Genomic DNA, 22,160 nt, shown 5'->3' with positions numbered 1-22,160 from the left:
CCCGCCCGGCTGCCGGCGCCGTACCGGCTGCTCGGCTGAGCCGCGTCGCCGGCCACCCGCCGCCGGACCCCGCCGCCGGACCCCTGCCGGGACCGCCGCGGCGGGGTTGCGGGGGCCGTCCGTGTACAGCTGCCGAACCTCCGACGATCGACCCGACGCCAACCCCCCGCACCGGGCACCCGGGTGGGTAGGCTCGCCGGTATGGAGCATGAGGTTGTCGTCCCGCTGCCGGCCAACGCCGTCCGGCAGGTCCTGCAGGACAGCGAGCTGCTGGCACGCTGCGTCCCCGGCCTGAGCACCGACACCGGGACATCCCGCACACCGGACGGGCAGATCGACGGGCGGCTGCGGCTGCGTGTCGGCAGCTCCACCATCACCTACCGCGGTTCGCTCTCGCTGATCCCCGGACGCGAGGGTGTGCTCACCGCACTCGCCGAGGGCGAGGAGGTGCGGGGCTCCGGCGAGGTCACCGCGACCGTGCGGGTCAGCGTGCACGACCACGCCGACGGCAGTGCCATGCGCTTCGCCGGCGACCTCAGCGCGGAGGGCCGCCTCGCCGACTTCCCGGACGACGTCCTGGAGACCGCCGGCCGCCGACTCCTCGACCGCCTGGTCGCCGCCCTCGCCGTCGAGGCCGGCGCCAGCCCGGACACCGTCCGGCCGCCGGCGGAGGACGAGGCCGAGGAGACCGCGGCCAGGGAGATCCCGGCCCCGGCCGCTGAGCCCGTTGCCGAAGAGCCTGCGGTCGAGGCGCCCCAGGAACCCGCCGCGACGGTCGAGGCCGAGGAGCCCTCGGAGGCGGAGCCGTCCGAGGAAGCCGCGAAGTCCGACGAGCCCGGGGCCGAGGGCGAGTCCGAGGACCGGGACGAGGCCGAGCCCGACGGCGAGGGCGAGTCCGACGGCGAGGGCGAGTCCGACGGCGAGGCCGAGGGCGATGAGGAGCCCGGGGCGACCGTGGTCTACCTGGACGACCGGGCCGTTCGGGACCTCGACGACGACCTGTCCGACCTGATCGCCTTCTCGGACGACGACGAGCCGCTGCCCTCGCCCGAGCCGGAGCCCGCCGGGTTCGAGTACCAGCCGGAGCCGGCGGCGGCCGGGCCGGTGCGGCGGTCGATCGTGGGCCGCTCGGCGGAGGAGGTGGACCACGCGCCGCCGCACGGCCGCTACGCGCCCACTCCCCCGGCCCGCAGCGCCCGGGCCCGGGCGGCCAGCCGCTGGGGCGGCCCGGAGCCGACGCTGCTCACCGGCGGGGCCGGCGAGCGCAGCGCGATGCCCTGGGTGATCGGCGGCGGGGTGGCGCTGATCGGTGGTGCCGTGGTGCTGGTGCGGGCGCTGCGCCGTCGCTGAGCGGAGGGCGACGGCCCCTAGACTGGCTGCTCATGAGCACTGAGGACCGCGACGCCCTGCTGGCGCAGATCAAGGACAAGGCCGTCGTGCACGGCAAGGTCACCCTCTCCTCCGGGCTGGAGGCCGACTACTACGTCGACCTGCGCCGGATCACGCTGGACGCCGAGGCGGCGCCGCTGGTCGGCCGGGTGATGCTGGACGCCGCGGCGGACCTCGAGTTCGACGCGGTCGGCGGTCTGACCCTGGGCGCCGACCCGGTGGCGACCGCGATGCTGCACGCCGCCGCCGCCCGCGGCCGGAAGCTGGACGCGTTCGTGGTCCGCAAGGCCGGCAAGGCGCACGGGCTGCAGCGCCGGATCGAGGGCCCGGACGTGAAGGGCCGCCGGGTGCTGGCGGTCGAGGACACCTCCACCACCGGCGGCTCGGTGCTCACCGCTGTGGAGGCGCTGCGCGAGGCGGGCGCCGAGGTGGTCGGCGTCGCGGTGATCGTGGAGCGCGGTGCGGCCCCGGCGATCGCGGAGACCGGCCTGCCGTACGTCACCGCCTACACCCTGGACGACCTGGGCCTCTGAGCCCGCCCGGCGCCGTGCTGCCGGGGACGACCCGGGCAGCACGGGGCCGGAAGCGGTGACGGCCGGTGTTTCACGTGAAACCACGTGTCACACCGGCCGTTGCCGTGTACGGGGCGGGACGGGACCCGTCAGCTCTTGCGGTGGCGGCCGGTGCCGACCGGCTCCGCGTCCTGGACGTCGCCGCCGGCCTTCTTCTTCCTGCGCTCGCGGATCACCTCGACGATGATCGGGGAGATCGAGATCAGGATGATCAGCGCCATCGCGGGGATCAGGTACTTGTCGATCACCGGCGCCATCGCGTCGCCGAAGAAGTAGCCGATCAGCAGCATGGACTCGGTCCACAGCACGGCGCCGACGACGTTCCAGACGAAGAAGGTCCGGGCCGGCATCTCCAGGGTGCCGGCGACCGGGTTGAGGAAGGTCCGCACGATCGGGATGAAGCGGGCCATCACCACGGCCTTGGCCGGGCCGAACTTCTCGAAGTAGTACTCGGCCTTCACCACGTACTCGCGGCGGAAGATCTTCGACTCGGGTTTGTCGAACATCCGGGGGCCGAGCTTGGCCCCGATGAAGTGGCCGAGCTGGGCACCGGCGATGGCGCAGAGCGGCGCCCCGATCAGCAGCAGGGCGATCGGCAGCCGCGCCCCTTCGCCGAGCACCGAGGAGGCGGCGCCGGAGGCGGCCACGCCGGCCAGGATCAGCAGCGAGTCACCGGGGAAGAAGAACCCGACCAGCAGGCCGGTCTCGGCGAAGATGATCGCGAGCAGGCCGATGGCGCCCAGCGACGAGATCAGCGATTTGGCGTCGAGGAGATTGACGGCGAGCTGGTTGTAGTCCACGCGCGCAGGATAGCGCCCTGGTGTTGAAGACGGCTTAAGCAGCGGGCGCGGGCCCGTCCGGACGGCCCGCCGGGCTACTGGCGCGTAGGCGCCGTTCGCGTCCCGACTGGCGGGCCATGGGTGACCGCGGAGGGGGAGTCTGGGAAGATGGCCCCGGTGTCCGGCCCGCGGTCGAGGACCACCCTCTTCTCGTACCGCGAAGCACGCCGTGAGCCAGAGGCGTAAGAGCATCGGACAGCGTCGTTCGATCGCCCCACACCGACAGGAGCGAATTCGCATGCCCATCGCAACTCCCGAGGTCTACAACGAGATGCTGGACCGGGCCAAGGCGGGCAAGTTCGCCTACCCGGCCATCAACGTGACCTCGTCGCAGACCCTGCACGCCGCGCTGCGCGGCTTCGCCGAGGCCGAGAGCGACGGCATCATCCAGATCTCCACCGGTGGTGCGGAGTTCCTGGGCGGCCAGCACAACAAGGACATGGTGACCGGCGCCGTCGCGCTGGCCGAGTTCGCGCACATCGTGGCCGCGAAGTACGACATCACGGTCGCGCTGCACACCGACCACTGCCCGAAGGACAAGCTGGACGGCTACGTCCGCCCGCTGCTGGCGCTCTCCGCCGAGCGCGTGGCCAAGGGCCAGAACCCGCTGTTCCAGTCGCACATGTGGGACGGCTCGGCCGAGACCCTGGCCGACAACCTGGCGATCGCGCAGGAGCTGCTCGCGCAGGCCGCCGCCGCCAAGATCATCCTCGAGGTCGAGATCACCCCGACCGGCGGCGAGGAGGACGGCGTCTCGCACGAGATCAACGACGAGCTGTACACCACGGTCAACGACGCGGTGCGCACCGCCGAGGCGCTCGGCCTGGGCGAGAAGGGCCGCTACCTGCTGGCCGCCTCCTTCGGCAACGTGCACGGCGTGTACAAGCCGGGCAACGTCGTGCTGAAGCCGGAGCTGCTCGCGGAGCTCCAGGCCGAGATCGGCAAGCAGTACGGCAAGGCCGACCCGTTCGACTTCGTCTTCCACGGCGGCTCGGGCTCGACCGCCGAGGAGATCGCCACCGCTCTGGAGAACGGCGTCGTGAAGATGAACCTCGACACCGACACCCAGTACGCCTTCACCCGCCCGGTCGTGGACCACATGTTCCGCAACTACGACGGTGTGCTCAAGGTCGACGGCGAGGTCGGCAAGAAGAACACCTACGACCCGCGCACCTGGGGCAAGCTGGCCGAGGCCGGCATGGCCTCCCGCGTGGTCGAGGCGGCGCAGCAGCTGCGCTCGGCGGGCAACCGCATCAAGTAAGGCGCACCGCGTCCGCGAGGGCGCGTGAGAGACGGCCGTGGCCCCGGGGAGTCGACTCCCCGGGGCCACGGCCGTCGTGCGTGCAGCCGGTCAGCCCACCGCGACCCGGGCACCGCCGCGGGCGGCGGGCTGCTCGCCGCGCAGCCGCCGGTAGTGCCGGGCGGCCTTGGCCCGGTTGCCGCACTCGGCCATCGAGCACCAGCGGCGCATCCCGTTGCGCGAGGTGTCGAGGAACCAGAGCGGCAGCCGGTGCGGACCGGCACAGCTGCGGATCCGCTCGGGGGCGGTGCCGAGCAGCTGGAGGTAGTCGTCGAGGGCGAGCCAGCCGGCCAGCCAGGCCGGGTCGTCGACCTCGACGGTGGTGGCGGGCCCGTCGGCGGTGAGCCGGTAGCGCAGGGTGCCGCGGGCGAGCAGCCGGTCGACCTCGCGGACGGCGTCCGGGTCGGCGGGCGCGTGGCCGGGCCGGCGCTGGTCGTACGGCGGGTTGAGGGTGGCCTGGAGCGCCTCGCGGGTGTGCCGGGTGGCGGACAGCGCGGCGCCGTCGGCGGGGCAGAGTCCGGTGAGGCCCGCGGAGGAGAGCCAGATCCGGTAGCCGTCCAGGTCGTCGAGCAGGTCGCGGGCGCCGGCGGGAGCGTCCCATCGGGTGTTGAGCAGGTCGAGGGCGAGGGGTTCGCCGAGCAGCGGCCGGCGGTCGGCGGGGTCGGGGGCGCGGGTGCCGGCGGTGCCGGCCGGGCCGTGCCAGCGGCGGTCCGGGCCGGGGACGCCGAGGGCGAGGTCGAGCAGGGTGACCCGGGCGTCCGCCAGGGTGGTCAGCGGTGTGCCGTGTGCGCGCATCGTGCTCCCTCGGCCGGCGTCGGGCCGCTCTCCGCCCGGTCCCCGGGCGGCACTGCACGGGCAGTGCGGCGGCACCGGGCCAGTCTGGCGCCGGGCCGGGCGCGCCGGAACGGGTGGGCGACCGGTGTGCGCGCAACGGCCAGAGGCCGTGCGCGGCCTCATAACTGACCCACGGGAATCTTTTCTAGCTTCGGATGTGCCAGACCCGGACACGCAGATCCGAACGCCCGATGGGGAGAGTGAAGCACGATGGCTCAGGCCGAATCAGACCTGGCACAGCCGGGCGCCGAGGCGCCCAACGACCTGCTGAACGGCGACACGTACCTGGAGAGCCTGCGTGACGGGCGCCAGGTGTACATCGACGGCGAGCTGGTCAAGGACGTGACCGAGCACCCGGCGTTCCGCAACGCCGCCCGCTCGATGGCGCACCTGTACGACGCGCTGCACCACCCGGACACCAAGGACCTGATGACCACGGTCGACCGGTACACCGGCGCCCGCGTCCACCGGTTCTTCACGCCGGCCCACACCGCGGACGACCTGGTGAAGGCCCGTGACGCCATCGAGCACTGGGCGCGCCTGAGCTACGGCTTCATGAACCGCACGCCGGACTACAAGGCCTCCTTCATGGCCGGCCTGGCCGTCACCCACTCGTTCTACGAGCCGTTCGGCGACAACGCCCGTGCCTGGTACGAGAAGTACGCCCGTCAGGCGCTGTCGATCAGCCACGCGATCGTCAACCCGCCGGTCGACCGCCACAAGGCCGCGCACGACATCCCGGACGTCTACCTGAAGGTCGTCGAGGAGCGCGACGACGGCATCGTGGTCGAGGGCGCCAAGCTGATGGCCACCGCCTCCGCGCTGACCCACGTCGCCTTCGTCGGCCAGATCCACCTCGCCAACCTGGAGAAGGGCAAGGCCGAGGACATGGCGCTGGCCTTCATGGCGCCGCTGAACACGCCGGGCATGAAGGTGATCTGCCGCCCGTCGTACGAGAAGAAGGCCACCAGCCCGTTCGACAACCCGCTCTCCAGCCGGTTCGACGAGAACGACGCGGTGCTGGTCTTCGACAAGGCGTTCATCCCGTGGGAGAACGTCCTGATCTACCGGGACACCGAGAAGATCCACCAGTACTTCCCGCGTTCGGGCCTGCTCTCCCGCGGCTTCTTCCAGGGCGCGATCCGGATGGCCGTGAAGCTGGAGTTCATGGCGGGCATCCTGGACCGCGGCACCCGCCTCAACGGCACGGACAAGTTCCGCGGCGTCCAGGCCGGCCTCGGCGAGCTGCTCGCCTGGCGCCACCAGACCTGGGCCGTCACCACCGCGATGGCGATGGACCCGGAGCCCGCCGAGGGCGGCACCGTCCTGCCGCGGATGGACTACTCGGCCGGCTACCGGGCGCTCGCCCCGATCAGCTGGGACCGCACCCACAAGTTCTTCGAGGAGCACCTGGCGGGCGCGCTGCTGATGACGCCGTCCAGCCACAAGGACCTCCAGAACCCGGAGCTGCGGCCGCTGTTCGACCGCTACTACCGCGGCTCCGGCACCACCGCGGAGGAGCGCGCCAAGCTCTTCAAGATGGCCTGGGACGCGGTCGGTTCGGAGTTCGGCGCCCGCCACGAGCTGTACGAGCTCAACTACGCGGGCGGCCCGGACCAGGTCCGTCTGGACACCCTGAACTGGACCCGCGCGGCCGGACTGCTCGACCAGTACGGCGACTTCGTGCAGAAGGCCATGGACGACTACGACCTGGACGGCTGGCGCAGCGGCCGCTGGGCCGAGACCGACTGACCCGGCCGGGCGGGCGGCCGCATCCGCGGCCGCCCGCCCTCCGCTCACAGGAGGCGGTAATGAACCACGATCTACGCAGCGTCATGCGTCACTTCGCCACCGGGGTCTGCGTCGTCAGCACCTATACGGACGGCGCCGACGGCCGGCGGCACGACGCCATCACGGTCAACTCGCTCACCTCGGTCTCGCTCGACCCGGCGATCATCACGCTCTGCTTCCGGCACGACTCGCGGTTCCTCGCGGACCTGCGGACCGCCGGCGTGTGGGGCGTGTCGATCCTGGACGGCGAGTCCGAGAGCCACGCCCGCGCCTTCGCCAAGGACCCGGAGTCGCGCCAGGTCTCGCTGTCCGAGGCCGCCCATAGCTACGGCGACGCCACCGGCGTGCTGCTGCTGGAGGCCGCCGGCTGGATGGAGGTCGCCTACCGCGACGAGCTGGTGATCGGCGACCACGTGATGGTGATCGGCGAGGTCGTGCGGCTCGGCGCCGCCGACTCCACCGCTCCGCTCATCTTCCTCCAGGGCGGATTCCACACCCTCGAACTCACCCGTTCTTGAGACAACGGAGATCGCACCACCATGAGCGCGAAGAAGAACACGTACAAGAGACCCCTCATCGCGTCCTCCGCCGCAGCCGCCCTGCTCGGCACCGCCGCCCTGATCTCGCCGGCCGCTGGCTCTGCGAGCGCGGCGGGCACGGCGGTCGACACCACCCCGGTGAAGGTCTGTCTGACCGGAAACACCAGCACCACCGCCGAGTTCACCGTCACCCTGCCCAAGGTGGCCGTCGACCCGGTGCTGCAGGCGACCCCGTCGTACCTGGGGCCGTGCGCCTCGTACGGCACGCCGAGCGCCCTGGGCAACGGCAACGTGCGCACCTACGCCCAGCAGGAGCCGAACGGCAAGCCGATCTCGATGGGCTTCGTCTTCCCGAAGACGATGCTGCAGAACCTGCCGACCACGATGACGGACCAGCACCACTGCTACGACATCAACGGCAACGGCGTCATCGACGAGCACACCGAGTGCATGGGCGGCCACGAGCGCCCGCTCGACCTGCCCACCGCGCTCACCAACACGCCCGACATCCCGTACAAGTGGGCACTGCTGAACTACAACACCATGGGCCACGGCCCGGCGGGCATCTACGACATCCCGCACTTCGACTTCCACTTCTACGTCCAGCCGAAGGCCGAGCGGGACGCGATCCGCCCCGGCCCGTGCGCGCTGGCGATCAACTGCGACGACTTCGCCACGGCGACCAAGCCGATCCCGTCGCAGTACATGCCCTCCGGCTACATAGACAACGGGGTGGCCGAGGTCGCGATGGGCAACCACCTGATCGACCAGAGCTCCCCCGAGTGGCACGGCCAGACGTTCACGCAGACGTTCATCTACGGCGCCTACGACGCGAAGATCAGCTTCCTGGAGCCGATGATCACCAAGGCCTACCTCGAAGGCCTGGCCACCGGCGCGAACCAGAGCGGTTGCTTCCCGATCAAGCAGCCGCAGGCCTGGCAGGTGGCCGGCTGGTACCCGAAGGACTACTGCATCAAGTACCGCGCCAACCGCGGCGACTACACCGTCTCGATGGAGAACTACCAGCACAGCTGACCCATCGACCAGGCAGGGCCGTCCCCCGCCCTGCCCTCGGAGCCCGGCACCGGGGGCCATCCCCACCCCCGGTGCCGGGCCGCACCCACAGGCCGTTCGGATACGCGGAGGAGACAGCGCATGGACGGCGCCGGACATCCACGAGTGGCAGGAATCTGACATGTCATCGGCGATCTCACTCGCAGTCATCGGAGGCGGGGCCTCGGCGGTCTGCCTGATCGACGCCCTCGCCCAACGCGACACCGCGCCCGGCAGCCTCACGGTCTTCGAGCCGTCGCCGCACCTGTGGCGCGGCCGGGCGTACCAGTCCGACACCACCACGGTGAAGGTCAACGCGACCCCCGACGACATGTCGGTCCGGGCCGGGGACGACCGGCACTTCGAGCGGTGGCTCATGACCCGGGACCGGATCCTCGGCCTGCCCGAGGGCACCACCGGCCTCGACCCGAAGGCCGGCGCCCGCTTCGCACCGCGCACCGAGTACGGGGAGTACCTGGAGCAGACCGCGCACGCCGCCCTCGCCAAGCTGCGGCTGCGCGGCTGGCGGGTCGACCTGGTGAGCGAGTCCGTCACCTCCGCCAACCTGGCGGCCGGCCGCGCCATGCTGCGCACCAACGAGGGCCGGGTGCGCGCCTTCGACTACGCGGTGCTCTGCGTCGGCGGCGACAGCCCCAAGGACGTGTACGGGCTCACCGGCAGCGGCAACTTCATCGGCGACCCGTACCCGATCACCCAGAAGCTGCAGACCGTCGGGCCGGACCAGCACGTCGCGGTGATCGGCAGCGGCCTGACCGCCGTCGACATCATCATCTCGCTCGCCTCCCGCGGGCACCGCGGCCGGATCAGCCTGCTCTCCCGGCGCGGCATGCTGCCCGGCGTCCGGCAGAAGCCGGTCCACTTCGACCTGCGGCACGTCACCCCGGAGAAGATGCAGCGGCTGTCGCGCCGTCAGACCAGCCTGCGCCTCCAGGAGATCGCCGACCTGATCGGCAAGGAGTTCGCCGAGGCCGGCGCCGACCTGACCGCGGTGATCGAGGAGATCACCGGCGCGCACCGCGAGCACCCGGTGGAGCGGCTGCGCCGCCAGCTCTCCGAGGTGGACTCGCCCGACCTGGGCCTGCGCATCCTGCAGCGCGCGGTGCCGGACACCGGCCCGGACATCTGGCCGCTGCTGTCCGAGCGTGACAAGGTCGAGCTGCTGCGCACCCACTACCGGACGATCATGAGCCTCTGCTGCCCGATGCCGCCGAGCAGCGCCACCGAGCTGCTCCGGCTCGCCGACGACGGCCAGCTGCAGATCGTCTCCGGCCTGCAGGACATCGCGGCCGGCCCGGAGGGCGGCTACACCGTCGAGACCTCCGAGCAGGACGCCTTCCGGGCCGACGTGGTGATCAACGCCGTCAACGCCTCCGAGGGCAAGATCCCCGTCGCCGCGGCCCCGCTGGTCAACTCGCTCACCCGCAACCGGCTCGCCGACCGCCACCCGCACGGCGGCCTGCACATAGCCCGCGCCACCAGCCGGCTCGCCGTCGAGGGCCGGCCCGAACCGCGCTGGTACGCGCTCGGCAACATCGCGGCCGGGACGCTGTTCTTCACCTTCGGCATCCCCTCGCTGGTGGACCGGAGCCAGGACATCGTCCGCGCCGTCCTCGCGCACTCCCAGCGGATCGCCGGCCTGCGCGCCGAGCGCGTCCTGCAGAGCGCCTGACCCGGCGCCCGAGTCCAGAGCCAAGGAGAGCACACCCGTGACCACCACCCCGAGCTACCTGGCGGACACCGCCACCGGCCTGCCGCTGCCCGGCGACGCGCAGTTCGCCACCGCCGCCGAGGAGCGCCGGTACCGCAAGCAGCGACTCACCGCCGCGCTGCGCCTGTTCGGCAAGTACGGCTTCGGCGAAGGCATATCGGGCCACATATCGGTCCGCGACCCCGAGCTGCCCGGCCACTTCTGGGTCAACCCGTTCGGCGTCTCCTTCAAGCGGGTCACCGTCGGCGACCTGATCCTGGTCGACTCCGACGGCACGGTGGTGGAGGGCCGGCACAAGGTCAACCCGAGCGCCTTCGTCATCCACTCCGCGATCCACGAGATGAACCCGGACGCCGAGGCGGCCGCGCACGGCCACACCGCCCACTCGCGGGCGCTCGGCGCACTCGGCCGACTGCTGGAGCCGATCGACCAGGAGTCCGCGGCCTTCTACGGCAAGCAGGTGCTCTACACCGAGTACGAGGGCCCCTCTGTCGCCGTCGAGCAGGGCAAGGACATCGCGGAGAAGCTCGGCGACAACCGGGCGATCCTGCTCCAGCACCACGGCCTGATCACGGTCGGCGGCTCGCTGGAGGAGGCCGTGCACTGGTTCTTCACCTTCGACAGCTGCGCCGAGGTCCAGCTGCTCGCGCTCGCCGCGGGCACCCCGAAGAGCTTCAGCCACGAGCAGGCCCTCTCCGCCGGCGCCGGCTTCGGCGACGCCCAGCTGGGCCGCTTCAGCTTCCAGCTGCTCTGGGACGAGATCGTCCACGAGCAGCCCGACCTGCTCGACGAGTGACCGCCCGTCGGGCACCCCGCACACCCCTGCCACACGAGGAGTGGTCATGAAGGTTCTGCTGTTCGGAGCGACCGGGAACATCGGCGCCGCGATCGCCGAGGAGCTCGTCTCCCGCGGCCACGAGGTCACCGGGGTGACCCGCTCCGGCGGCGCCGGCGCCGGCTCGGCCGTCCCGCTCGTCGCCGGTGACGTCGCCGACGCCGAGCAGGTGGCCGAGCTCGTCCGGGGCCACGACGCGGTCGCCTCCGCCGTCGGCCCGCGGATCGGCGCGGACGACGACCGGACGATCCTCCTCGGCGCCACCGAGGGCCTCGTCGCCGGCCTGCGCAAGGCCGGCGTGAGCCGCCTGGTGGTGCTCGGCGGCGCGGGCAGCCTGCGCACCGCCGACGGCACCCGCGTCGTGGACGACCCCCACTTCCCGGAGCTCTGGAAGGCCAACGCCCGCGCCCAGATCGAGGCGCTCGGCCGCTACCGCGAGGTCGACGACCTCGACTGGACGTACATCTCGCCGGCCAAGCTGATCGAGCCCGGCGAGCGCACCGGGGCCTACCGGCTGAGCGGCGACGACCTGCTGGTCGACGCCGACGGCCGGTCCCGGATCAGCATCCCGGACTACGCGGTCGCCTTCGTCGACCAGCTCGAAGGCGGACAAGCCCTGCGGACCAGGGTCTCCGTCGCGTACTGACGCCGCGTACCGGCGGACCCCGGCCCCCCACCCGGCGGTCCGCACCCCGCATCAGCACCACCGGCACGCCCGGCCGCCGGCCCCCGCCGGCCCCGGGCGCGCCACCACTCCGGAGGGAACCGAAACCATGTCATCCACCGCCAGGGCCAAGGGCGGCGGCGCGGTCGTCGCCATCCTCGGCGCGCTCACCGCACTGGGCCCGCTGTCCAACGACACCTACCTGCCCGGTCTGCCCGACCTCACCCACGACCTGCACGCCAGCGCCTCGGCCGGCCAGCTCAGCCTCACCGCCTGCCTGCTCGGCCTCGGCCTCGGCCAGCTCTTCGCCGGCCCGATCTCGGACGCCGCCGGCCGCCGCAAGCCACTGCTGTGGGGCCTCGGCGTCTACACCGTGGCGGCGCTGCTGTGCGCCGTCGCACCGAACATCTGGCTGCTGGTCGCGCTGCGCGCGATCCAGGGCCTCGGCGGCGCGGTCGGCATCGTCATCGCCGCCGCGGTCGTCCGCGACAAGCACGAGGGCGCCGCGGCCGCCAAGTACTTCGCGCTGCTGATGCTGATCACCGGCCTGGCGCCGGTGCTCGCCCCGGTGGCCGGCGGCCAGCTGCTGCGCTTCACCTCCTGGCACGGCATCTTCACCCTGCTCGGCATCCTCGGCGCGCTGCTGCTCGTCGTGGTCGCCGTCGGCCTGCCGGAGACCCACCCGGTGGAGCGGCGGCGCACCGGCGGTCTGCGGGCGACCGGCCCGGTCTTCCGCCGGCTGCTCTCCGACCGCGTCTTCGTCGGCTACAACCTGGCCTGCGGCCTCGCCTTCGCGGCGATGTTCGCGTACATCGCGGGCTCGCCGTTCGTGCTGCAGGACATCCACGGCATGTCCCCGCAGGGCTTCAGCGCGGTGTTCGCGGTCAACGCGGCCGGCCTGGTGATCTGCGCGCAGGTCTGCGGCCGGATCGTGCACCGCACCGGTCCGCGCCCGCTGCTGGCCATCGGCCTGACCGGCTCCGCGGTGGGCGGCCTCGGCCTGCTCGTTACGGTGCTCGCCGACGGCGGCCTGGTGCCGCTGCTGATCGCGCTGTTCGTCGTGGTCTCCAGCGTCGGCCTGGTCATGCCGACCGCGACCGCGCTCGCCCTGCAGGAGCACGGCGACTCGGCCGGCTCCGCCGCGGCCCTGCTCGGCCTGTCCCAGCACATCATCGGTGCCGCGGTGGTGCCGCTGGTGGGCCTGGCCGGCGAGGGCACCGCGGTGCCGATGGGCATCGTCATCGCGGTGCTCGGCACCGGCGCCCTGCTCTCCTTCGCCGCGCTGACCCGCGCCTCGGCCGCGCCGGCCCCGGCGGCCGGTGCGGACGCCCACTCGGAGCAGGCCGCGCACGCCTGATCCGCCGCCGCCCCGCCGGGCCCGTCCCCGGCGGGGCGACCCCTCGCTCTCCCCCGCACCACCCGCACCAGTTGTAGTCCCCCGCTCCCCCGGAACCACTGAAGCACGGGCGTTGCGCCCCGATCGCCTCGCACGCTCTGCCGCACCGCGTCCCATTTCACGAGCCGGAGATCGCCATGCCGTTCGGAACCTCGACCCACGTCCTGCCCCGGGAGGAGTCCTGGCGGACCCTGCCCGCGGCCCAGCAGCCGGACTGGCCGGACCCCGATGCCCTGGAGCGGGTCTGCGACGAGCTGCGCACCTACCCGCCGCTGGTGTTCGCCGGGGAGTGCGACAACCTGACCGCCCGCCTGGCCGCCGTGGCGCGCGGCGAGGCCTTCCTGCTCCAGGGCGGCGACTGCGCGGAGACCTTCGACGGCGTCTCCGCCGACCAGATCCGCTCCAAGCTGAAGACCATGCTGCAGATGGCGGCGGTGCTGACCTTCGGCGCCTCGGTGCCGGTGGTGAAGGTCGGCCGGATCGCCGGCCAGTACTCCAAGCCGCGCTCGCAGCCCACCGAGACCCGGGACGGCGTCACCCTGCCGACCTACCGCGGCGACTCGGTCAACGGGCTGGCGTTCACCGCCGAGGCCCGGGTGCCCGACCCGCAGCGCCTGCTGCGGATGTACAACTCCTCCGCCGCGACCCTCAACCTCGTCCGCGCCTTCATCTCCGGCGGCTACGCCGACCTGCGCGAAGTGCACTCCTGGAACCAGGACTTCGTGCGCACCTCGCCGGCCGGCCAGCGCTACGAGCAGCTCGCCGAGGAGATCGACTCCGCGCTCTCCTTCATGCGGGCCTGCGGCGTCGACCCGACCGAGCTCCACCGCACCGAGTTCTACACCAGCCACGAGGCGCTGATCCTGGACTACGAGTGCGCGATGTCCCGCCTCGACAGCCGCTCCAACGACCGTTACGACGTCTCCGCCCACATGCTGTGGATCGGCGAGCGCACCCGCCAACTGGACGGCGCCCACTTGGAGTTCGCCTCCAAGGTGACCAACCCGATCGGCGTCAAGCTCGGTCCGACCACCACCGCCGACGAGGCGCTCGCCCTGATCGACCGGCTCGACCCGAAGCGCATCCCCGGCCGGCTCACCTTCATCACCCGGATGGGCGCGGAGAAGATCCGCGACCTGCTGCCCCGGCTGGTCGAGAAGGTCACCGCCGAGGGCGCCCAGGTCGCCTGGGTCTGCGACCCGATGCACGGCAACACCTTCACCGCCTCCACCGGCCACAAGACCCGCAGCTTCGACGCCGTGCTGGACGAGGTCGCCGGCTTCTTCGAGGTGCACCGCTCGCTGGGCACCCACCCCGGCGGCATCCACGTCGAGATCACCGGAGACGACGTCACCGAGTGCGTCGGCGGCGGCCACGCCCTGGTCGCCGAGGACCTCCACCAGCGCTACGAGTCGGCCTGCGACCCGCGGCTCAACCGCAGCCAGTCGCTCGACCTGGCCTTCCTGGTCGCCGAGATGTACCGGGGCCGCGGCACCGCCGCCGGCGTGCGGACCGTGCAGGCGGTGCGCTGATGCGCGCCGTCCGCGGGGCGATCCAGGTCGACCGGGACGACCCGGACGAGGTCATGGACGCCACCCGCCTGCTGCTGCAGGAGATCATCGAGGCGAACTCGCTCGTCGCCGACGACCTGGTCTCGATCCTCTTCACCGCCACCCCCGACCTGCGCAGCGGCTTCCCCGCCCGCGCCGCCCGCGACCTCGGCCTGACCGACGTGCCGCTGATGTGCGCACAGGAGATGGACGTCGAAGGCGGCCTGCCGCGCACCGTCCGGGTGCTCGTCACCGCCGAGACCCCGCTGCCCCGCGACCGCGTCCGGCACGTGTACCTCGGCGGGGCCCGGGCGCTGCGCCCCGACCTGGCGCAGCCGATGGCAGGTGCCCGGTGATCCGTACCGCCGCGGTGGTCGGGGCCGGACTGATCGGCACCTCGGTGGCGCTCGCGCTGAGCCGCCGTGGGGTGCTGGTGCACCTGCTGGACACCGACCGGGACGCCGTCCGCACCGCCGTCGCACTCGGCGGCGGGGTGGACTGCCCGCCGGACGAGCCGGTGGACATCGCGGTGATCGCGGTGCCGCCGAGCGCGGTCGGCCGGGTCCTGGCCGAGCACCAGGCCCGCGGCCTCGCCCTCGCGTACACCGACGTCGCGAGCGTCAAGCACGAGACCGAGCGGGCGGTGCTGGGCGGCGCCCCGGACCCGACCCTGTTCGTCGGCGGCCACCCGATGGCCGGCGGCGAGCGGTCCGGACCGCTGGCCGCCTGCGCCAACCTCTTCGAGGGCCGCACCTGGGTGCTGACCACCTGTGAGCTGACCTCCCGGGAGACGCTCAACCGGGCGCTCGCCATGGTGGCGATGTGCGGCGCCGTACCGGTGGTGATGGAGAGCGACGCGCACGACCGGGCGGTGGCGCTCGTCTCGCACGCACCGCACGTGGTCGCCGCGCTGATGGCGGCACGGCTGGAGAACGCCCCCGAGGAGGCGTCCCGGCTGGCCGGCCAGGGCGTGCGCGACATGACCAGGATCGCCGGCGGCGACCCCGGACTGTGGGGCGACATCCTGGAGTCCAACGCCACCGCCGTCGCCGACGTGCTCAGCGAGCTCGCCGACGACCTGGCGGCCACCGTGCGGGCCTTGCGCGGTCTCGCCGAGGTCGACGCGGCCAAGCGCGCCGAGGAGATGACCCGGGTGATCGACCTGCTCGGCCGCGGCAACGCCGGCCGGGCCCGGCTGCCCGGCAAGCCCGGCACGGCCGGCGGCGCGCTGGTGCCGGTGGTGATCGGCGACCGCCCGGGCGAACTGGCCCGGCTCTTCGCGGCCGTCCAGGACACCGGCGTCAACATCGAGGACGTGTCGATCGACCACTCCACCGGCCGGCCCAGCGGCCTGGTCGAACTGGTGGTGGCCACCGACGCGGCCGGCCTGCTCGCCGACCGCCTGCTCGCCGCCAACTGGACGGTGCAGCGGATCCGCCCGGTGTACGCGAGCCGGGCCGCGGGCGCGAAGGACCGGGACCGCGGCACGGCGGACCGCATCTCCGTGCCGAGCTGACGAGGGAGCAGCCGTGACGCTGGTCTACGTGCTCAACGGCCCCAACCTGGCCCGGCTCGGTCTGACCGAGCCGGGCCCGGACGGCCGCGCCGCCTACCCCGAGCTGGTCCGGGTCTGCCAGGAGACCGCCGCCGAACTGGATCTGCGGGCCGTCGTGCTGCAGACCGACAGCGAGGCCGAACTGGTCGGCTGGCTGCACCGCGTCGCCGAGGAGGCGGCCCCGCTGGTGCTCAACCCGGCCGCCTTCACGCACTGCTCGTACCCGGTGCGGGACGCACTGGCGCTGCGCCGCGCGCCGGCGATCGAGGTGCACCTGTGCAACCCGTACGCGCGCGAGCCGTTCCGCCGGGTCTCCGTGCTGTCCGACGTGGTCGACGGCACGGTGACCGGCCTCGGGACGGACTCCTACCGGCTCGCGCTGCACGCCGTCGCCCGCCTCGCCGGGGCGGGCACCCGTCCGGAACCCGAAGGAGCCATCGCGTGACCACCGCCGCCCGAGGGGCGATCGCCCGCATCCCGGGCTCCAAGAGCATCACCAACCGGGCGCTGCTGCTGGCCGCGGCCGCCCTCGGCCCGAGCCGGCTGGGGGCACCGCTGGTCAGCGCCGACACGGTGGCCTTCCGCCGGGCGCTGGAGGCCCTCGGCGTGCGGGTCGACGAGCAGGACGGCGACTGGGTGGTGCACGGCACCGGCCGCGGCCCGCACGGACGGGCCCGGATCTGGTGCGAGGACGCCGGCACCGCCGCCCGATTCCTGCCGGTGCTCGCCGCGGCCGGCTTCGGCCGGTTCGAGGTGGACGGCACCGAGCAGCTGCGGGCGCGCCCGCTCGGCCCGCTGGTCGACGCACTGGTGCGGCTCGGCGCCGAGGTGACGGTCGGCCCCGGCGGCCGGCTGCCGCTGGTCGTCCGCACCACCGGGCTGCAGGGCGGCGAGATCGCCCTGGACTCCACCAGCAGCAGCCAGTACCTGACCGGCCTGCTGCTCTCCGCCCCGCTGATGCGCAGCCCCCTGACCGTGCACGCGGCCGGCCTGGTGAGCCGCCCGTACATCGACATGACGGTGGCGCTGATGCGCCGCTTCGGCGCCGGGGTGGCGGCGGGACCGGACGGCCGGCTGCGGGTCACCGGCAACTACCGGGCCACCGACCTGCGGATCGAGCCGGACGCCTCCACCGCCTCCTACGTGTTCGCGGCAGCGGCCGTCACCGGCCGGTCGGTCACCGTGCCGGGACTGGGCCGCGACAGTCTCCAGGGCGACCTGCGGTTCGTCGAGGTGCTGCGGAGGGCCGGCGCCGAGGTGGAGATCGGCGAGGACGGGACCACCGTGACCGGGACGGGGCAGCTGCGCGGCGGCTTCGAGGTCGACATGGGCGACATCTCGGACACCTTCATGACGCTGGCGGCGATCGCGCCGCTCGCGGACGGGCCGATCACCGTCACCGGCATCCGGCACGCCCGGTTCAAGGAATCGGACCGGATCGCCGCGGTCGCCGGCAACCTCGGGCGCCTCGGCATCGAGGTGACGGAGGGACCGGACCGGCTCACCGTGCACCCCGGTCCGGTCTCCGGCGGCCCGGTCGACTGCCACCGCGACCACCGGATCGCGATGTCCTTCTCCGTCCTGGGCCTGCGGGTGCCGGGCATCGTGCTGGACGACCCGGCCTGCGTCGACAAGACCTTCCCGGAGTTCCACACCGAATTCGCCCGCCTCTTCGCCTGACGGTGCACCACACAGGAGGGGCGCCACCCGCACGGGTGGCGCCCCCTCCTGCATGGAGGAGAGGACGCATGGCGGCGCGGGACCGGCGGGTTCACCAGGAGCGCGGGGACCCGCGCAATTCGGAGGCGGAGCGTCCTGCAGATCAGGGCCCGGCCCGAGCTGTCGTGACGTCCACCTCCGGACTGCGCAGGTCCCCGCGCCCCTATCGGTGCTCCCTCTAGTGCCGCCAGGCGGCAGCGACTCGCAGGACCACGTCGTTGGCCTCCGGCTCCCCCACCGTGACCCGCACGCCGTCCGTCCCGTACGGCCGGACCACGGCGCCGAGTGCCGCGCAGGCCTCGGTGAACTCGGCGGTGCGCCCGCCGAGCCGGAGCCAGACGAAGTTGGCCTCGCTGTCCGGCAGGACGAAGCCGCTCTCCCGGAGGGCGGCGGTGACCCGGGCCCGCTCCTTGACCAGCAGTTCGACCCGGTCGAGGAGTTCGTCCTCGGCGGCGAGCGAGGCCAGTGCGGCGTCCTGGGCGAGCCCGCTGACGCCGAACGGCAGCCCCACCTTGCGGAGGACGGCCGCCAGCTCGGGGTGGGCGACGGCGTAACCGATCCGCAGGCCGGCCAGGCCGTAGGCCTTGGAGAAGGTGCGCAGCAGCACGACGTTGCCGTGGCGGCGCTGGAGATCGAGGCCGTCGGCGGCGTCCGGGTCGCGGACGAACTCGGTGTAGGCCTCGTCGAGGACGACCGTCACGTCGCTCGGCACCCGGTCGAGGAAGCGTTCGACCTCGGCGTGGCGGACGACGGTACCGGTGGGGTTGTTGGGGGTGCAGAGGAAGATCAGCCGGGTGCGGTCGGTGACCGCGTCGGCCATGGCATCGAGGTCGTGGCGTTCGTCGGCGAGCAGCGGCACCCGGACGGAGGTCGCGCCGCAGACCTCGGCCATGATCGGGTAGGCCTCGAACGACCGCCAGGCGTACAGGACTTCGTCGCCGGGTCCGGCGGTGGCGCGGACGAGCAGCCGGCCGACGGCGACCGAGCCGGTGCCGAAGACCAGCCGGTCGGCGGGGACGTCGAGGCGGGCGGCGAGCGCCTCGGCGAGGGCGGTGCAGGCCGGGTCGGGGTAGCGGTTGATCCGGCCGGCCTGTTCGCGGACGGCGGCGACGACCGAGGGCAGCGGCGGGTAGGGGTTCTCGTTGGAGGAGAGTTTGAGGTTCTCGCAGCCCTGGCGCGGGGAACGGCCGGGGACGTAGTCCGGGACGGCGGCCATCGCGGCTCTGAGCCGGGGGGCGTCGTAGCGGCTCACAGCGGTACCTCCTGCGGTCGGGGCCCGATCAGGTCGGGTTGAAGGGCGAGGGGGCGGCGAACTTCCAGCGCAGGGTGGTGAAGTCGCGGACCTCGACCACCTGCTCGACGTCGAACTCGACCAGCCGCAGGGCGCCCTGGACGGCCTTGGTGCGGGACTCGTCCCAGTCGATCCGGGCCTTGCCGGTGACGTGCAGGGCGTGGCCGGCCTCCCAGTCGAGGAAGGTGAGGCCGCAGGCGGGGTCGAGCTGGAGGTTGCCGAGGGTCATGTAGAAGGAGTTGCCGAAGTAGTCCGGCCAGACGATCCTGTCCGGCGCGGGGACCTCGACGAAGCCGGGTGCGCCGCCGCGGTGCGAGGCGTCGGCGCCGTGCTGCGGGGCCCGGCTGGCGATGAAGAAGGTGTCGGCGCCGGTGATCCAGCGCTGCTGGTCGGCGTCGAGCACGGTGGAGCGGCGCACGGTCGGCGCGGCGGCCTGCGGTGCGTCGGGGCGCAGCACCCGCTGCTGCAGGTACTTGGGGCAGTTGCCGAGGACCTGTTCGGTGGTGACGACGAGCAGGTCGCCGTCGCGCCGGGCGACGCCGTTGATCCGGATCCGCTGGCTGGTCTGCGGTTCGATGGCGAGCATGCCGATGTCGCGCTGCTCGTCGAAGACGTGCTCCAGCGGGTCGCCGGGCACTGGCAGGGCCTTGACGTGGACGGTGTGGGAGCCGACGGCGCCGGCGAAGCCACGCGGGCCGGTCAGGACGGTGGACCAGGCGGCGCCGTCGTCGTCCACGCCGCCGACGACCAGCATCCGCTGGCGGCGCAGGAACATGTCGAACGGCGGCGGGATCGCGGCCTCGAACATCGGCGAGCCCCAGCCGGGGTGGCCCTCGCCGGCCCGCTGCTGCACCGCCTGCTCGCCCTCGTGGTACGGCGTCTTGACCATGGGTCGGCCCTCTCTGTGCGGGTGTTCGTCCGGTGCGGCGCGTTTCGCCGCCGGTCGCCCGGTGGGTTCACGGGCGCGGGCCGGGCACCCGGGGTTCGCCCCGGGCGCCCGGCCCGCGTGTGCGGTCGGCGGCGCCGGTCAGGCGTGCTTGCCGATCAGCAGGACGGTGTCGACGACGCGGTTGGAGAAGCCCCACTCGTTGTCGTACCAGCCGGCGACCTTGACGGTGCGGTTGTTGATGACCTTGGTGAGACCGGAGTCGAAGATGCAGGACGCCGGGTCGGTGACGATGTCGTTGGAGACCAGCGGCTCGTCGGTGTAGCGCAGGACGCCGGCCAGAGCGCCCTCGGCGGCCTTCGCGAACAGCGCGTTGACCTCCTCGACGGTGGTGTCGCGGGCGACGGTGACGGTCAGGTCGGTGACCGACCCGACGACGACCGGCACGCGCAGCGCGTAGCCGTCGAGCTTGCCGTTGAGCTCGGGCAGCACCTGGCCGATGGCCTTGGCGGCGCCGGTGCTGGTCGGCACGATGTTGCCGGCCGCGGCGCGGGCCCGGCGGAGGTCCTTGTGCGGGCCGTCCTGCAGGTTCTGGTCCTGGGTGTAGGCGTGCACGGTGGTCATCAGGCCCTGCTCGATGCCCAGGCCGTCGTTGAGGACCTTCGCCAGCGGGGCGAGGCAGTTGGTGGTGCACGAGGCGTTGGAGACGACGCTGTGGACGTCCTCGTCGTACACCGCGTCGTTGATGCCGATCGCGATGGTGAGGTCCTGGTTGGTGGCCGGGGCCGAGATGATCACCTTGCGGGCGCCCGCCGCGAGGTGCGCCTTGGCCTTCTCGGCGTCGGTGAAGACGCCGGTGGACTCCACGACCACGTCGACGCCCAGCTCCGCCCAGGGCAGGTCGGCCGGGTTGCGCTCGGCGGTGACCCGGATGCTGCGGCCGTCGACGACGATCTCGCCCTGGCCGGCCGTCACCGGCACCGGCAGCTTGCCGAGCGTGGTGTCGTACTTCAGGAGGTGGGCCAGGGTCGCCGCGTCGGTGAGGTCGTTGACCGCCACGATCTCGATGTCGGCGTTCTGCTCAAGTGCGGCGCGGAAGAAGCTCCGGCCGATCCGGCCGAATCCGTTGATGCCTACCTTGATTGCCACGGGTGGGGCCCCTTCTGGGTGGGTGCACAGGGGGGCGCGCGCAGCGCCGGTGATCCGCGCGCCCGGCACTGATCTGTACCGCCGACGCTAGGCGGGGCCCGGCCGGGCGACTTGTCGGAACGCGCACGGGTTGTTGTGCCGCCGCGCACGATCCGGCCGGAGCGCTTCACAGCGGGCCGGGCATCACTGCTGCCGATGAAAACCGCATACCTTCCAGAAGGTATGTTTCCATGATGGAGGGGTCCGCCCTCCCGGAGCGGACCGGGTGTCGGCTAACGCGGCCTCAAGTCCTCGCGGGGGAGCCATGGATGCATTGCCTACCGAGAACGGGCACACCGAGCACGGAACGGCGCCACGTCGGGCAGCGGAACCGCCCGCGCAGCCGGTGGTGGAGAACGTGAACGAGGTCAGCCTCGGCAGGGTCCGGATCGCCGTCGTCGAGGGCGCCGCCCCGGACGGTGCCGGCGACGACCTCCGGGTCTCCCAGCACCGCACCCGCGCCGGCGAGGCCTACCTGCGGGTGAGCTGCCCGCTGTCCGACCCGCTGGCCGTCCCCGAGCTGCTGCGCCAGCTCGCCGACCAGGGCGCGCTGCCCTCCGACCGCACCGCCGAACTGCTGGCCCGCGGCATCACCGGGCTGGTCGCCCAGGCCTGCGCCGACTACATGGACCGCGACCAGGACTCGCCCCGACCGGCTCGCAGCTCCGGCCTCGCCCGCCGAGCCATGCTGCAGCGGATCAAGCACTTCGCGCGCAGCCGGCTCGCCGACCCCGAGCTGAAGCCGGAGATGCTCGCGCAGCACCACCACATCTCGCTGCGCTACCTGCAGAAGCTGTTCCAGGAGCACGGTCAGAGCCCGGCCAGCTGGATCCGCGACGAGCGGCTGCACCGCTGCTGCGCCGAGCTGCGCGACCCGCGGCTCGCGCACCTGACCATCGCGATGATCGGCGAGCGCTCCGGCCTGTACGGCGCCTCGCACTTCAGCCGGCTGTTCCGCGACCGCTACGGCATCTCGCCGCGCGAGTACCGCCGCGACCACGCACGCCTGACCGACGCCGCCTGACCGACG

At 72.9% G+C, this 22,160-nt stretch carries 21 protein-coding genes; 16 read left to right on the top strand and 5 right to left on the bottom strand.

Features of this window, described 5'->3' with window-relative positions:
- The first annotated feature begins 201 nt into the window (after nucleotides 1-201).
- Complete coding sequence (locus tag KSNIM_RS19550) at nucleotides 202-1,350, top strand: SRPBCC domain-containing protein (protein ID WP_263104492.1); 1,149 nt, start codon at nucleotides 202-204, stop codon at nucleotides 1,348-1,350.
- 32 nt (nucleotides 1,351-1,382) lie between these two features.
- Nucleotides 1,383-1,922, top strand: coding sequence for an orotate phosphoribosyltransferase (gene pyrE, locus KSNIM_RS19545; protein ID WP_030274601.1), 540 nt, complete (start codon nucleotides 1,383-1,385; stop codon nucleotides 1,920-1,922).
- Between the two features lie 128 nt (nucleotides 1,923-2,050).
- On the opposite strand, the gene KSNIM_RS19540 is transcribed toward pyrE, so the two are convergent.
- Nucleotides 2,051-2,761: a DedA family protein gene (locus KSNIM_RS19540; RefSeq protein ID WP_263104491.1), complete on the bottom strand. Its 711-nt coding sequence runs from the start codon at nucleotides 2,759-2,761 to the stop codon at nucleotides 2,051-2,053.
- A 277-nt stretch (nucleotides 2,762-3,038) separates the two neighbouring features.
- Between KSNIM_RS19540 and fbaA the strand changes: the two genes are divergently transcribed.
- Nucleotides 3,039-4,061 (top strand): class II fructose-bisphosphate aldolase, encoded by a 1,023-nt coding sequence (gene fbaA, locus KSNIM_RS19535; RefSeq protein ID WP_263104490.1) that lies wholly within the window; start codon nucleotides 3,039-3,041, stop codon nucleotides 4,059-4,061.
- A 90-nt stretch (nucleotides 4,062-4,151) separates the two neighbouring features.
- Here fbaA and KSNIM_RS19530 read toward each other — a convergent pair whose 3' ends face one another.
- Entirely contained in the window at nucleotides 4,152-4,895 is a 744-nt protein-coding gene (locus KSNIM_RS19530) for a CGNR zinc finger domain-containing protein (protein ID WP_263104489.1), read from the bottom strand.
- A 249-nt stretch (nucleotides 4,896-5,144) separates the two neighbouring features.
- On the opposite strand from KSNIM_RS19530, the gene KSNIM_RS19525 reads away from it, so the two are divergent.
- From KSNIM_RS19525 to aroA, 12 genes are all read left to right on the top strand, one after another.
- Nucleotides 5,145-6,686 (top strand): 4-hydroxyphenylacetate 3-hydroxylase family protein, encoded by a 1,542-nt coding sequence (locus tag KSNIM_RS19525; protein WP_263104488.1) that lies wholly within the window; start codon nucleotides 5,145-5,147, stop codon nucleotides 6,684-6,686.
- Between the two features lie 59 nt (nucleotides 6,687-6,745).
- Entirely contained in the window at nucleotides 6,746-7,243 is a 498-nt protein-coding gene (locus KSNIM_RS19520; protein ID WP_263104487.1) for a flavin reductase family protein, read from the top strand.
- Nucleotides 7,244-7,264: 21 nt separating this feature from the next.
- Complete coding sequence (locus KSNIM_RS19515) at nucleotides 7,265-8,299, top strand: hypothetical protein (protein ID WP_263104486.1); 1,035 nt, start codon at nucleotides 7,265-7,267, stop codon at nucleotides 8,297-8,299.
- A gap of 160 nt (nucleotides 8,300-8,459) precedes the next feature.
- Nucleotides 8,460-10,007, top strand: a complete 1,548-nt coding sequence (locus tag KSNIM_RS19510) for an FAD/NAD(P)-binding protein (protein ID WP_263104485.1) — start codon at nucleotides 8,460-8,462, stop codon at nucleotides 10,005-10,007.
- Between the two features lie 37 nt (nucleotides 10,008-10,044).
- A complete protein-coding gene (locus KSNIM_RS19505) occupies nucleotides 10,045-10,842 on the top strand; it encodes a class II aldolase/adducin family protein (RefSeq protein WP_263104484.1) in 798 nt (265 codons plus the stop codon).
- Nucleotides 10,843-10,888: 46 nt separating this feature from the next.
- Nucleotides 10,889-11,527, top strand: a complete 639-nt coding sequence (locus KSNIM_RS19500; protein ID WP_263104483.1) for an NAD(P)-dependent oxidoreductase — start codon at nucleotides 10,889-10,891, stop codon at nucleotides 11,525-11,527.
- Between the two features lie 127 nt (nucleotides 11,528-11,654).
- Complete coding sequence (locus KSNIM_RS19495; protein ID WP_263104482.1) at nucleotides 11,655-12,902, top strand: multidrug effflux MFS transporter; 1,248 nt, start codon at nucleotides 11,655-11,657, stop codon at nucleotides 12,900-12,902.
- Nucleotides 12,903-13,078: 176 nt separating this feature from the next.
- Nucleotides 13,079-14,473 (top strand): class II 3-deoxy-7-phosphoheptulonate synthase, encoded by a 1,395-nt coding sequence (locus tag KSNIM_RS19490; protein WP_263104481.1) that lies wholly within the window; start codon nucleotides 13,079-13,081, stop codon nucleotides 14,471-14,473.
- Entirely contained in the window at nucleotides 14,473-14,847 is a 375-nt protein-coding gene (gene aroH / locus KSNIM_RS19485) for a chorismate mutase (RefSeq protein ID WP_263104480.1), read from the top strand. Before KSNIM_RS19490 ends, aroH begins: the two co-directional genes overlap by 1 nt.
- Nucleotides 14,847-16,007, top strand: a complete 1,161-nt coding sequence (locus KSNIM_RS19480) for a prephenate dehydrogenase (RefSeq protein ID WP_263108025.1) — start codon at nucleotides 14,847-14,849, stop codon at nucleotides 16,005-16,007. Before aroH ends, KSNIM_RS19480 begins: the two co-directional genes overlap by 1 nt.
- Before the next feature lie 13 nt (nucleotides 16,008-16,020).
- Nucleotides 16,021-16,491: a type II 3-dehydroquinate dehydratase gene (locus KSNIM_RS19475; RefSeq protein ID WP_263104479.1), complete on the top strand. Its 471-nt coding sequence runs from the start codon at nucleotides 16,021-16,023 to the stop codon at nucleotides 16,489-16,491.
- Nucleotides 16,488-17,726 (top strand): 3-phosphoshikimate 1-carboxyvinyltransferase, encoded by a 1,239-nt coding sequence (aroA, locus tag KSNIM_RS19470; protein ID WP_263104478.1) that lies wholly within the window; start codon nucleotides 16,488-16,490, stop codon nucleotides 17,724-17,726. The genes KSNIM_RS19475 and aroA overlap by 4 nt, the downstream gene beginning before the upstream one ends.
- A 217-nt stretch (nucleotides 17,727-17,943) precedes the next feature.
- Here aroA and hisC read toward each other — a convergent pair whose 3' ends face one another.
- The 3 genes from hisC to gap all read right to left on the bottom strand — a co-directional run bounded on the left by hisC (nucleotide 17,944) and on the right by gap (nucleotide 21,091).
- Nucleotides 17,944-19,017 (bottom strand): histidinol-phosphate transaminase, encoded by a 1,074-nt coding sequence (gene hisC / locus KSNIM_RS19465; protein WP_263104477.1) that lies wholly within the window; start codon nucleotides 19,015-19,017, stop codon nucleotides 17,944-17,946.
- Nucleotides 19,018-19,045: 28 nt separating this feature from the next.
- Complete coding sequence (locus tag KSNIM_RS19460) at nucleotides 19,046-19,945, bottom strand: pyridoxamine 5'-phosphate oxidase family protein (protein ID WP_263104476.1); 900 nt, start codon at nucleotides 19,943-19,945, stop codon at nucleotides 19,046-19,048.
- A 138-nt stretch (nucleotides 19,946-20,083) separates the two neighbouring features.
- Nucleotides 20,084-21,091, bottom strand: a complete 1,008-nt coding sequence (gene gap, locus KSNIM_RS19455; protein ID WP_263104475.1) for a type I glyceraldehyde-3-phosphate dehydrogenase — start codon at nucleotides 21,089-21,091, stop codon at nucleotides 20,084-20,086.
- A gap of 397 nt (nucleotides 21,092-21,488) precedes the next feature.
- Between gap and KSNIM_RS19450 the strand changes: the two genes are divergently transcribed.
- On the top strand, nucleotides 21,489-22,154 hold the full coding sequence (locus tag KSNIM_RS19450; RefSeq protein WP_263104474.1) for a helix-turn-helix domain-containing protein: 666 nt from the start codon (nucleotides 21,489-21,491) through the stop codon (nucleotides 22,152-22,154).
- The last annotated feature ends 6 nt before the right edge of the window (nucleotides 22,155-22,160 follow it).

It is taken from the genome of Kitasatospora sp. DSM 101779, from assembly GCF_025655475.1.
Taxonomy (GTDB): Bacteria; Actinomycetota; Actinomycetes; order Streptomycetales; family Streptomycetaceae; genus Kitasatospora.
The sequence above is the reverse complement of the archived record's forward strand: the minus strand, read 5'-3'. Positions and strand labels throughout refer to the sequence as shown.